The organism is Nostoc sp. CmiVER01 (assembly GCF_034531135.2).
Lineage (GTDB): Bacteria > Cyanobacteriota > Cyanobacteriia > Cyanobacteriales > Nostocaceae > Nostoc.
This window is the reverse complement of record NZ_JAVRBU020000003.1, coordinates 410,364-422,783: the sequence shown is the minus strand read 5'-3', so window position 1 is coordinate 422,783 and position 12,420 is coordinate 410,364. Positions and strand designations below refer to the sequence as shown.

Here is a 12,420-nt window from a genome sequence, read left to right as displayed (position 1 = left end):
TCATTTGTCATTTGTTATTAATCAATAATTCTTCTTCCCCCACTCCCTACTCCCCACTCCCCCTAATGGGCCGATTCTGTTCCCCAGACATCGCTTTGAGTTTAGATGTAAAAGATTCAGAGCGATCGCTTTTTTCTGGAGTAAATTGCCCAATTGGGGCATGAATGGGAGCAGGTGGGAGCAGTTTTGGCTGTCGTTGATGAGGAATTGGTGATGGTGAAGGCGTTGGACTTTCTTGTGAAGCTTGCCTTTGGCTGATAGCAGACGATAACTGAAACGCTGTTGAAGAAACAGATTTTCCCGAAACGGGAGACTTCAGGACAGTTTTATTGTCCTTAGCTTCCTCCTTCGTTTCTTCCTCATCTACAGATATTTTTTGTTCGGAACTTTTCAGTTGTAGAGTTGCAGTATTGCTGTGTTGATAGCCGTTGCGAATCTTAGCAGGTGGTAATTGAGGACTCGTGACTTTCTCTACAGTGGGGTTTTTCTTCGCTGGCGGTAGGGCTGGCGCAGGCGATGAAGTTAAACTTTGGGGAAATTTGCTACAAATCATCCGTTCAAATTCCATGTTGAAATGATATGTAGCCTGATCCCGGCGCTGCCAAAATACTAAAATTTGCTGCACGGAAACAGCTTTATAACGACCTTGATATAGTGCCTCAATCACTGCCAGGTGTAACCAATTGAGCGGGTATTGCGTTTGCCAACGCTCAACTAGCTCATTGGCAGTATAGCCACTGAGATCGAAACTATAGTTAATTAACAAGGCGATCGCTAAGTTGGCAGAGGTGTCTGGAAGTGTTGTTAACATGGGGCTATTAGCTTTAGGCAATAGGTCTAAGATTTGTCACCCATCGCATATTAACCTAACGTGCTTTTAACTACATGGTTTTTTTCCCAAGAGTACAAGCCGATAAGCAGTGTTTCCTATTTTACTTGTGAACTTCCAGAATGCAACCCTACATAGACTGATTTAATCATAGATTTTTGCCCAATGGCTACTAATGCCTGATAAACCATTGCTGCAACTTCGGCGCGTGTTGCCGAATGTGAAGATGCAAACAGATTGGAATCTGGATAATTGACAAATGTCTCCTATTCTAATTTAGAGGCAACAGCTTTTCCGGCATAGTCGAAAATGCTATGAAAATCGTTATAAACTTCTAAAATATCGCTATAAGCCCAAAAATTCTTGTGTAGGTCTGTAAAATCAGGTACTGAGATTTTGGGAAATAGGTTAAAAGCGAGCAATCGCCACCAGAGTTACATACTAGACGCGAATCAGCTCCTTCTCTGAGAGTCGCTACGCAAGCTGGAAAGTCAAAAACAACACATTCACTAATTCAAAATTAAGAATCCCTTGAAGAAGAATTCAGAAGTCAGAATTCAGCAGTCAGAATTAATCAGTTGGGGATTCAGACCGGCGCAGGAATTGAAGACCTCCAAATCGGAGATTTGGAGGGGGTTTTAGACCTGTTTATTCATCCGCTTTTTCGTTCAGAATTCATACTGAATTCTGGCTCCTGACTTCTGAATTCTGTTCGATAAATTTAGGGCTACTGTATCCCTTTTTAAAATACATGAATGCGTAAATTAGAGCTTCGCGTAGCGTCTCATAGAGAAACAGTGGTCATGGGTTTATCTGGCTGGTAGTGTCATACATTCTCATCCAAGATTGTTCCTTCTATATTGGCTCCATCCAAATTTGCTCCGCTTAAATTTGTCTGGTTCAAATCTGCTTGATTGAGATTTGCCTGGGATAAGTCGGCTACAGTTAAGTCTGCACCACTTAAATCGGCTCCATCTAAATTCGCCGCAATCAAACTTGCTTGCTGTAAATCCGCTTCACTCAAGTTAGTGTCAATCAGTTTAGCAACCGTCAAATCAGCCTGACTCAAATTGGCTCCATCCAAAATAGCTTCATCTAAAATTGCTCCATCCAAAATAGCTCCGCTTAAGTTGCTATTACTGAGGTCAGCATTGCTCAAATTTGCTCCATTTAAGTCTGCCTCAATCAAACTGGCTTGGGCTAAATTAGCGTGACTTAGATTAGCTCCATCTAAAATTGCTTTATCCAAAATTATGCCATTGAGATTGGCTTCCCTTAAGTTTGCCTCGCTCAAGTTGATACCAGTAAAGTCTCTGACACCTGCGGCATAGTTTTTCAGGAGTTGATCTGCTTTCATATCTGTCGCTGTGTTAAGGAACGTTTAATTGAAGCTATCCAGCTTACTCAGAGAGCAGTAAATCCCCAGCACGCGCCACGGAGGATTGGTGTAGTGAATCAAACCGGAGTCAATATCAAATTACCTCTGTCTAGATTAGCCATCCTTAATTACTGGCGCTACTACCTAGAGTTATGATTTTTTTTCATACTTAAGAGGGATGTTGAGGGATTTAAAAACTTAAGCATTAATGTAAAGCGATCGCTATACTCAATTGTGGTGTTCATCTAGCAAAGGTTATGGCAAAACCAATTCGTATTCTTTTGCAGACTACGATTCCTACGACTGAAGATGACTGGAGCATTTTTCGTTTCTCGATGTTACAAGATTACTTAGCATCGATTAAAGACGAAACAGGAAACTCCTTATTTGAAGTTACAGGACGCGATTACGAATCAGATGCAGTAGGCAGTGACCCAGTTTTAAGTAGTCTCGACAAGTCAGATTTTGATGAACTTTGGCTATTTGGATTAGAGGTGGATAAGGGTTTAACCGAAAAAGACATTGCCGGAATTAATGCTTTTCGGCAACGCGGTGGCGGTATTTTGACGACACGCGATCATCAGAATATGGGTTGTTCGATGTGTGGTTTAGTTGACATTGGTGATATCCACTATTTCAACACCAAAAATCCCGATCCCGATGAATCTCGCTGGAGCCGAGATGACTCATACACAACTTATATCTCCTGGCCCAACTATCATTCTGGAGCTAATGGTGATTATCAAAAAATTACCATTGTTGAACCCATTCACGAACTGTTAAAAAACCCTAATTCCCCATCGGGAAGTATCGAATTTTTCCCCGCACATCCCCACGAAGGCGGTATTGGCGCACCTTCCGGCAACGCCAATGCGCGAGTAATTGCTTTGGGTAAAAGTTTAGTTACAGATCGTAAATTCAATTTAGTTGTAGCGATCGAGCATCATCAAGATGAACAGGGTAATATACTAGGACGAGCAGTAGCTAACTCCAGCTTTCATCATTTAGTAGATTACAACTGGGATATTAACAAAGGCTGTCCCACTTTTGTAGATGAGCCACCAGGAAATGGTATGAAAAAAGAGCCACGCGCCTTAGAAGATATAAAAACCTATGTGCGTAACGTCGCTTTCTGGTTAGCAAATTAATTTGAATTGAGCCATTCTCCCCTAAAGATTAATAGGGGAGTATCCATTTGCAACTTAAATTTGGCAATGCCAATGCATCAACTAACAATACCAATGCGCCCCCTTGCATTAAAAACGCTACGAATTAATGCAAAGCTTCATCCTGTATCTAGCTTTTCTGTCCTTTATAAGGCTACCGTGTACATACAAGTCTGAAATAGCTGATTAAACAACAAAGTTTTATCTTACCCTAACCCTCTTTGATCAATTGGCTACGGTGTATACACAAATTCAAGTAAAGTAATAAGGGAAAGAGTTGTACAGCAATGCTTATCTACTCTTGTTGCTACGTTGGAACGCAAAACTCGACTGCAACAAAATGCCTATCCTCCTCAAACCCAAGCTTTGGCTACTTGGATTATGCAAGGGCTTGGTGGTTGGTCTGGTTACAAGTCTCAGAAACCTTTTGGTATTACTACTTTGGTTCGCTGTCTTGAGCAATTTAAGTCTACCTTTTTTGGGTGGAAACTCGCTCTAGGTCTACTTGTGTGTACACCGTAGCTACCATAAAGGAGAACAATAATTTTATGATAGTTAATTAGACACACTGTCAATAAATTGATTTAAAAACAGTGGAAGTGAATAATCCCGCACTTCTCATTCCCAATTTCTTTGATAATGGCAATGAAAATTGCTTGCACCTAAAAAATGGTAGTGGTGTTTGCTCATCACCAATTATATGCTGAGAGGATAGTTAATAGCTAACTATCAAGTTCCTCATCTGCACTTTATGGTAGGTGTCAAATTCAATGAATTGAATAAAACTTCTACATAAACACACACTGATGCAGCTTGATTTGCTTGAATAGCTATATTGATAGGACATTGATACGAGAGCAATTCACAATCCTGATTATGGCAAGTAAATTCATTGATGTTAGAGAATATACTGTCAGGGCGCACAAAAGACAGATTCATACTCGTGTTTTTCAGTTTGTCTGTAAAGAATGTAACGATCTGACAAAGCGCGAGACTTTCGGGCCTCGACCCTTATATTGTGAGAGATGTCGCCCTCCCCAAGCGCCCAAGAAATCCCAACCAGCATCTCACAAAGCAAAACCCAGAGCAATGTCTTACAAAAGTGACATCGATTTAAATTAATTGAAGCCTTATGACTCAAAATGGACAATTAGAACCACCACCAGGTACTTTTCTCTCACCATTGTTAGAATTACGAGACTATTATGCTCGCCTCACAGAAGAGTATGAACGCCTCTTTGTGCAGGCGCGAAAGCAGCTGGATCATGTAGAAGCGTTGTTGTCTAACTGGTCTTTTTCTGATAGCAGCAAGCAGATATCAAGTCTGACGGCGGCTGATGAAACCTCAGATGTTTCCCAAGAAGGCTCTTTGCGGTTTTTATCACCTCTTGACGACATCGACGAAGTTAACTTGGTGGAGTCTGTACAGTCAGAACTTGCAGACAAAGACTTAGTTGAGATCGATAATTCCTTTTCTGCTGTTGATACAAAAGAGAGTCAACCTTCAACGACATCGCCAGATCCAAATATCGCCCTAGAGAACAACGATAGTTCAATGAAGGTGGCTGAAATCCCTATGCTACCCCGGTATAATCACGCTGTTTCCCGAATGGAAGCCATAAAACAGCTATTACAAGAGCAGATAGGTACTGTGTGTCATATCGATTTTATCGTGCGATCGCTTTATGGAGAGTTAGATTCCAATCTATTCAAAGTAGTTAAAGGTAGGGTTCAATCTTCCCTCACTCAAGGCAGAGAAAGGAATTACTGGGTAACTATTCCTGATGAGCCAGGTTGTTATACTCTGGATCTCAGTTTGGTAGCTCCAAGTAAGCGCAATGGTACTTCTAGGAGCATCAAAAGCAAAAACAAGAAGCCTTTTGTACCTCCGACAAAAGCAGTACCGATGCTCACAGCCTTTGAGGGTCAATTCTTAATTGATGCCCTCACCTCTCTGTTTGAAGAAAATCCAGGTAAAGTTTTCAGCGTTGCTGAAGTCATCGCCGGAATTTATGGAGAACTAGATTCTCAGCAACTTCGAGAGGTCAAAAATAAGGTACTGAATGAATTATCTAGAGGCTATCGAACAGGCAGATTCTCTAGGGTTCCTAACCAAATTGGCTTCTATACTTGGGACTCCAATATGATATTGGGGAGTAGGGAGTAGGGAGTAGGGAGTAGGGGATTGTTATTCTTCTCCTACTCTCCCTGCTCCTCCTACTCCCCACCTATCCTAAAAACAGCTTGTATGCCGGATTTTTATTCTCATCCCAATAGCGATAGCCCAGGTTGTCGAGAAAAGCTTGCCACTCTCCCATCTCGTGCGGGGGAACCTGGATACCAACAACGATTCGACCGTAGTCTGACCCGTTGTTGCGGTAGTGAAAAAGACTAATATTCCAGTCGGGACTCATGGAAGTAACAAACTTCATCAATGCGCCAGGACGTTCGGGAAACTCAAAACGGTAGAGCAATTCATTATGAGCTAAGGGAGAATGCCCACCTACCATGTGCCGCAGATGTAATTTAGTTAGTTCGTCGTCTGTTAAATCAAGAGTTTCAAATCCTTGAGCTTCAAAGTTTTCTACCATCTTTGCAGCATCAGCACGATTTTGAATTTGCACACCGACAAAAATATGGGCTGTTTTTTCATCAGCAATCCGATAATTAAACTCGGTAAGATTACGATTGCCAATACATTCACAAAACTGGCGAATACTTCCCCGTTCCTCTGGAATCGTGACTGCAAAGATGGCTTCGCGGCGTTCGCCCAACTCTGCCCGTTCTGCAACAAAGCGGAGGCGATCAAAATTCATATTTGCACCACAGGTTACAGCAATTAAGGTTTGTCCCTCAATTTGCTCTCGTTCTGCGTAGGCTTTAGCAGCTGCGATCGCTAATGCACCGGCTGGTTCTAAAATCGAGCGTGTATCCTCAAACACGTCTTTAATCGCAGCACAAGTATCATCTGTATCCACCAAAATAATTTCATCTACATACTGCTGACACAAACGGAAGGTTTCTTCACCTACTTCTCGCACCGCCACACCATCAGCAAATAAGCCGACTTGAGACAAGCGCACCCGATGTCCGGCTTTTAGTGATTGAGACATCGCATCAGCATCTACTGGCTCAACTCCAATAATCTTGATTTCGGGACGCAAGCGTTTTACATAAGCCCCAATCCCAGAAATTAATCCGCCCCCTCCAATTGCGACAAAAATTGCATGGATGGGTTGCTGATATTGTCGTAAAATTTCCATCCCAATTGTTCCCTGTCCAGCAATGACATGAGGATCATCAAAAGGATGAATAAACGTCAAACCTTTTTCTATTTCTAATTCACGGGCATAGCTATAAGCATCGTCGTAAGTATTTCCATGTAAGACAACTGCTCCGCCCCTCATTCTAACCGCGTCCACCTTGACTTGGGGTGTAGTTACTGGCATAACGATAATCGCTTTGGTTCCTAAGCGACTGGCTGCAAGGGCGACACCCTGAGCATGGTTGCCCGCAGAGGCGGCAATTACACCCTGCGCTAATATATCTGGTGGCAGTTGCACCATTTTGTTATAAGCACCCCGTAGTTTAAAAGAAAATACTGACTGCATATCCTCACGTTTCAACAGCAGTTGATTATTCAGCCGCGCAGACAAGTTTGGGGCATACTCCAATGGTGTTTCCTGGGCAACATCGTACACACGGGCAGTCAGGATTTGGATGAGGTAGTCGCAAAACATGGGCGTCAAGGTGTTAGCAAATGCCGGATGGAAACTAATTTTACGTTACAAGCGATCGCACTGGTTTTATTTAATTGCACTCTCTCAAATTGAGTGAATAAAATTTACAAATTACTACTGTTGCTACGTCCACCGTTAACATTAACAAGTCTTCTCCCAAGGAGAGACGCAATCATGCGATAGCGCAGCGTTAGCGAGTCAGACGCTCCTACGTCGCTAACGCTACGCTATCGAGCGTCACGAGCGTCAGCCTCTTGTAGAGTTTGCATCACAAAATTTTTCGGTCTACTGACTATATGCCTGATAATTAATAAGGCAATCTACAGAGAGCAAAGATGCAGACTCTCCAAATCACACTCCCAAGTATGGGCTGCGGGACTTGGGCCTGGGGCAACCAATTGCTTTGGGGATATGACGAAAGTATGGATGACCAGTTGCAAGCGGTGTTTAACCTTTGTGTAAGCAACGGTGTGACTTTATTTGATACAGGTGATTCTTACGGAACTGGGAGATTGAATGGTCGCAGTGAACTACTTTTAGGACGATTCAGCCAAGAATATGTAGGTTTAGGCAAAGAAAATATTTGTATTGCGACTAAGCTTGCTGCTTACCCGTGGAGATGGACACGTAAATCAATGGTAAGGGCTTGTAAGTCATCTGCCCAACGTCTGGGAAGAAACGTAGATTTGGTACAGATGCATTGGTCTACAGCGAATTATGCTCCTTGGCAAGAGGAAGGGCTGTTAGATGGTCTTGCCGATGTGTATGAGCAAGGACTAGTTAAAGGAGTGGGACTATCCAATTATGGGCCTAAACGGCTTAAGCAAGTGCAGAAAAAGTTTGCTGAACGAGGCGTTTCTATTAGTACTTTGCAAGTTCAATACTCTTTGTTGTCTACATATCCTGTCACCCAACTAAAGCTCAAAGACCTTTGTGATGAGTTGGGAATAAAACTTATTGCCTACAGCCCTCTGGCTTTGGGGCTATTGACTGGGAAATATTCTGAGCAAGGCCCTTTGCCCAAAGGTATCCGAGGTCTGCTATTTAGGCAGATATTACCAGGAATGCGATCGCTTTTGGCATGTTTACAAGAGGTGGCACAGTCGAGAAACAAAACCATGTCTCAGGTAGCAATTAATTGGTGCATCTGTAAAGGAACCATCCCTATCCCTGGAGCAAAGAGCGTGGCACAGGCAAAAGAAAATATTGGTGCATTGGGTTGGCAATTAGACGCCAGTGAGATTGCTGAGTTGGATAGGGCAGCAGCAAATGCAGACAAAAAAATGGTACAAAATATCTTTCAAACTAAGTAAAATTTCAAGGTTGCTAAATTTGAATATGAATCATTATTATCGTTAGTTACTGTCTAGCAAAAGCCAAGTCACTTTCAATTAACTTAGCACCTGTGAGGTTAGCCCCACTCAAATTGCATAAGTGAAAATTTGCGCCTCTGAGGTCAGCTAGCGATAGATTAGCTCCTGTTAAATCTGCATTAGTAAGGTTAACTTCACTTAAGTTAGCACTACTTAAATTAGTCCCTTTGATATCTGCTAATTGCAGGTCTGCCCCTTTTAGGTTTGCCCTCATTAAGTATGCCTTACTCAAGTCGGCTGCACTTAAATTAGCTTCACTTAGGTCTGCTGCTGTTAAATCAGCTTTACTTAGATTGGTTTGACTTAGGTTTGCCCAACTCAACTTTGCATAACTTAGATTAATTTCATTCAGTTTCGCTGATGCAAGTACTGCACACCTCAAATTAGCATTAATAAAATTTCTTTCTCCCATTGCATAACGACGTAAAATTTCATCAGATGCTACTCTATCTAAAACAGCTTTTGATGCGCCTTGATAACACCATGCTGCTTCTAAAAGTTTGGTAACAGTATTAACAGCTACCTCATCACATTTGGCTACTATCACACCATTGCAGCCATCCCACTGACCGTTAAGCATAAAGGCAATTTCACTAGCGGCAGCAATTGAGTCAAACAGTAAAATAGATTCTTTATGCCCTTTTAACCAGCTATTCCAACCAATCGAGATAATACTTTTCATTTATATAAGTTCTGGCGCGTTAATTGACAATTACGGCTTTAACTTCAAGATATTCATAAATGCTTACTCTATCTCTGCCTTAAATTATTTATTCAGAGTTAGTTCTACCAGACACACGTACAAAAAACTGGGCTTCATTTTTTAAGATTTCTCTATAGCAGTCCTAAATCATTCGTGAAAATTATATCTCTCTTTATTTCTTTCCTTCCTTGGCGTCCTTGGCGTCCTTGGCGGTTCGTTTCTTAATCTATATTTTTATTATGCGCTAGCTAGTGACAGAACGCTGTACAAAGACTTACAACACTGATGCAGCCCATCTACAGCGCCCAGTCACTAAGGAGTTACAACCGGATTACGTCTAAACTCTGCAAGAACTAAGTTCTAAGCAGCTGAGTCTGAGCGTTCTATTTGCTGGCGAATGGTTTCAATAGAAGCATTAATGCCAGCCAATCTGGACTCTAAATCATCTCGCATCCAAATCAAGAATTTTAATTTCCGCTCTAAGCCAGCTTTGCGCGAAATGGGTTCGCTTCCATAACAGGCATTACCCCAAAAAGGAAACATAGTTTACCTCTGTATTTAGCTTTTGTAACAGCGCGATGTATTGCACTACTACACTACATTATGACTAATCACAATCAGGCTGGTGTGTGTAGCAACCGACCTAAATTTGACGTGCTTAACGAACTTTGCTAAAAGTTATCTATTCAACTGGCATTTACCATACTGCCATCTATCAAATGTGGTGAGGATGCAATGGCGTAGTCATCACATGCCATCAAATGGGAACCCTATTATATAATTGCGTTCCTCACTGTCATGAAATTATTAAATTTTCTCAAATCCAAACTAGCTATTACAGCCTTAGCGATCGCAGTAAGCATTACTGTGATTGTCATTGATGTACATTCTTCCGATTCAAATACCCCTATTATCAAGAGTAGAATTACTCAGCCTCAAATACATATTCAACTTATTCATACACTAACTGGACATAAAAAAGCGATTTTTGGTGTTCCAGCAATTGCCATTAGCCCCGATGGGCAAACCCTGATTAGTGGAGGTAGAGATGATACAATTAAAACCTGGAATCTACGTACTGGAAAATTGCTGCGTAGTTTAGACGCTCACTCAGATGGTGTTACATCAATTGCTATTAGTCCAGATGGCAAGCTGATTGTAAGTGGTGGGATAACTACCCCAACAATGAAGGTTTGGGATTTACACACTCAATTAATGCTTAACATCGGAAGTGAACATACCCAGCCAGTAGAAACCGTTGCTATTAGTTCAGATGGTAGATTGATTGCTAGTGGCAGTGACGATCGCACAATCAAACTTTGGAATTTACACACGCTTAAGCTGCTTGATACTATTGCTGCACACTCAGGCTTTGTGAGTAAGGTTGCAATTAGTCCTGATATGCGAACCCTTGTAAGTGCTGGGGGTGGCGGCGATGATAATACAATTAGACTTATTAATCTGCAAACTAAAAAAACACGCCATATTCTCAAAGGACACAAAACCGGAATAGATGCTATTGCCATTACTCCAGATAGCAAAAAGCTCGTCACTGGGAGTTTTGGTCAACTAGTTTCTCGAAATCGTGCAATTAGCACTCTGAAGTTATGGAATCTTCAAACTGGAAAATTGCTGCATGAGTTTCCTGACAATTTTAGTTCAGTTGAATCTCTTACCATCAGCCCCGATGGAAAAATTTTGATCTGCGGTAATTTTGATGGCAGTATTAAACTGTGGAGTTTACAGACTTTAAAACTCTTGCACACCTTTCAAGATGGTTCCAGTTCCGTTTTAGGGCTTGCTCTTAGCCCAGATGGTAAAACCCTCGCTAGTAGCAATGAGGATGGCACTATCCATATTTGGCAAATTAACTAACTGCATTAGTTATAATTTACATTAGGCGTAAATGGTATTTAAGGCAGAATAGTATGATGAGATAATTTCTGATTTGCCTTTACAATGTTAGTAAATTTTTGCAAAGTTTTTTGATACTTTTCTTCAGCTATCCAGAATAAATTATTATGATTTGCCTCCTCAACCCATAAAGAAAGTTTTGGAGATATTGCAGCATTGAATAATTTTTCTCCATGAGCAAAAGGAATAATCTCATCTGCTTTTCCATGAATCACCAATATTGGACATTTTACTTTTTTTATCTTCTCCAAGTTGGAAAATTTGTCAAAAGGTAAAATCCGAAAAGGTACTATTACTTGGAAAGCGGAAATAAACGAACTTTCAATAATTAAACCAGCTACTGGTTTCTGCATTGCTAAGTTTACCGCAGAACCACCGCCAACCGAACGCCCCAAAACTATAATTCTTTCAGGTGGTATTTTTAGATTTTGCGTCAAATAATTATAAGCGCTATTGATATCTTCATAAGCGTGACTTTCTGTCGGCTTTCCTTGACTCGTACCATAACCACGGTAATCATAAGCAAAGACACTAAAACCCCAGTCATGTAATTTTTCTAGGATCTGTTTGATATCTCCTAAATCTTCAGAATTACCATGAGAATAAAGAATGGTATAATTAGCTTTATTGTTTAATAAATATGTAGCTGAAATATTCGTATTTTCCCCACTTTTTAACTTAATAATTCTTGGATTATCCTCATAGGTAGAAGGTTGAGACAGAAAAATCATGCTATCTGCCCGAAAATATACATATCCGCTAAAAAAGATATAAATAAATATTAAAGATTTAAGCAATCGTAGCCAAGTCAAATCACCAATTAGCAATTTTATAAGTTGCTGTTTTTCCATTAAATTTTATTTCTTGGGTAAAAATATTTTGCTCTACAGCAAATAAAAAGGTTTTTGTATTTGCTGTAGTTGTGATGCACTGAATATCATACTTGTACCAATTCGCAATTAAGAAACTTAGATGCAGTAAGACTTTTGTGATTTGTATCTGTTGGCTCCTTTTGGAGAATTGGTATTAATACTATTTTGATTTTCGTGCCGATTTGGGCGGTGTTCGGTGTGCGCCAAAATACTTCTCACTGCGATAGCGCAACCAGACCCGCAACACTTGCGGAATCTGCTCTTTTTGTTCTTTGCTCAGTGTATTGTAAAGGAAGATTGCGCGATCGCGCTCACCCCGACAGGCAGCGTTATTGTGAGCATCCCAATAGCTGCGGGCTACCCGAATCCGCCGACAGACTTCCTTAATTAGCGCTTCTCCTGTGAGTGGAGCGTCCTGGTTTGCCATACTCAGATGTGATAAATT

13 protein-coding genes are annotated in these 12,420 nt (G+C 41.1%); 6 read left to right on the top strand and 7 right to left on the bottom strand.

Going from position 1 to position 12,420, the window contains the following annotated elements; translation table 11 throughout:
* Window positions 1-46: 46 nt before the first annotated feature.
* Window positions 47-811: a hypothetical protein gene (locus RMZ43_RS06885; RefSeq protein ID WP_322655234.1), complete on the bottom strand. Its 765-nt coding sequence runs from the start codon at window positions 809-811 to the stop codon at window positions 47-49.
* 844 nt (window positions 812-1,655) lie between these two features.
* Window positions 1,656-2,186, bottom strand: a complete 531-nt coding sequence (locus RMZ43_RS06880; protein ID WP_322655233.1) for a pentapeptide repeat-containing protein — start codon at window positions 2,184-2,186, stop codon at window positions 1,656-1,658.
* A 278-nt stretch (window positions 2,187-2,464) separates the two neighbouring features.
* Here RMZ43_RS06880 and RMZ43_RS06875 point away from each other — a divergent pair, with 278 nt between their 5' ends.
* The 4 genes from RMZ43_RS06875 (at window position 2,465) to RMZ43_RS06860 (ending at window position 5,540) form a co-directional block, all read left to right on the top strand.
* Window positions 2,465-3,355, top strand: coding sequence for a hypothetical protein (locus RMZ43_RS06875; RefSeq protein WP_322655232.1), 891 nt, complete (start codon window positions 2,465-2,467; stop codon window positions 3,353-3,355).
* 330 nt (window positions 3,356-3,685) lie between these two features.
* On the top strand, window positions 3,686-3,895 hold the full coding sequence (locus tag RMZ43_RS06870) for a hypothetical protein (RefSeq protein WP_322655231.1): 210 nt from the start codon (window positions 3,686-3,688) through the stop codon (window positions 3,893-3,895).
* Between the two features lie 354 nt (window positions 3,896-4,249).
* Entirely contained in the window at window positions 4,250-4,495 is a 246-nt protein-coding gene (locus tag RMZ43_RS06865) for a hypothetical protein (RefSeq protein WP_094352238.1), read from the top strand.
* A gap of 10 nt (window positions 4,496-4,505) precedes the next feature.
* Window positions 4,506-5,540 carry a hypothetical protein gene (locus RMZ43_RS06860; RefSeq protein ID WP_322655230.1) on the top strand — a complete coding sequence of 345 codons (1,035 nt, stop codon included), beginning with the start codon at window positions 4,506-4,508 and terminating at the stop codon, window positions 5,538-5,540.
* 61 nt (window positions 5,541-5,601) lie between these two features.
* Here RMZ43_RS06860 and ilvA read toward each other — a convergent pair whose 3' ends face one another.
* Entirely contained in the window at window positions 5,602-7,113 is a 1,512-nt protein-coding gene (gene ilvA, locus RMZ43_RS06855) for a threonine ammonia-lyase, biosynthetic (protein ID WP_322655229.1), read from the bottom strand.
* A gap of 335 nt (window positions 7,114-7,448) precedes the next feature.
* Here ilvA and RMZ43_RS06850 point away from each other — a divergent pair, with 335 nt between their 5' ends.
* Window positions 7,449-8,426 carry an aldo/keto reductase gene (locus RMZ43_RS06850; protein ID WP_322646101.1) on the top strand — a complete coding sequence of 326 codons (978 nt, stop codon included), beginning with the start codon at window positions 7,449-7,451 and terminating at the stop codon, window positions 8,424-8,426.
* 46 nt (window positions 8,427-8,472) lie between these two features.
* Here RMZ43_RS06850 and RMZ43_RS06845 read toward each other — a convergent pair whose 3' ends face one another.
* Both RMZ43_RS06845 and RMZ43_RS06840 read right to left on the bottom strand, forming a co-directional pair.
* Entirely contained in the window at window positions 8,473-9,168 is a 696-nt protein-coding gene (locus tag RMZ43_RS06845; RefSeq protein ID WP_322655228.1) for a pentapeptide repeat-containing protein, read from the bottom strand.
* A gap of 381 nt (window positions 9,169-9,549) precedes the next feature.
* A complete protein-coding gene (locus RMZ43_RS06840; protein WP_109007232.1) occupies window positions 9,550-9,732 on the bottom strand; it encodes a hypothetical protein in 183 nt (60 codons plus the stop codon).
* 255 nt (window positions 9,733-9,987) lie between these two features.
* On the opposite strand from RMZ43_RS06840, the gene RMZ43_RS06835 reads away from it, so the two are divergent.
* On the top strand, window positions 9,988-11,064 hold the full coding sequence (locus RMZ43_RS06835) for a WD40 repeat domain-containing protein (protein WP_322655227.1): 1,077 nt from the start codon (window positions 9,988-9,990) through the stop codon (window positions 11,062-11,064).
* A gap of 38 nt (window positions 11,065-11,102) precedes the next feature.
* Here the strand turns inward: RMZ43_RS06835 and RMZ43_RS06830 are convergent, their stop codons facing one another.
* Together RMZ43_RS06830 and RMZ43_RS06825 are read right to left on the bottom strand one after the other, a co-directional pair.
* The gene (locus RMZ43_RS06830) at window positions 11,103-11,954 is read right to left on the bottom strand and encodes an alpha/beta hydrolase (RefSeq protein WP_322646104.1); all 852 of its coding nucleotides are present in this window, start codon (window positions 11,952-11,954) and stop codon (window positions 11,103-11,105) included.
* A gap of 181 nt (window positions 11,955-12,135) precedes the next feature.
* The gene (locus RMZ43_RS06825; RefSeq protein WP_109007230.1) at window positions 12,136-12,402 is read right to left on the bottom strand and encodes a Precorrin-3B methylase; all 267 of its coding nucleotides are present in this window, start codon (window positions 12,400-12,402) and stop codon (window positions 12,136-12,138) included.
* Window positions 12,403-12,420: the final 18 nt, after the last annotated feature.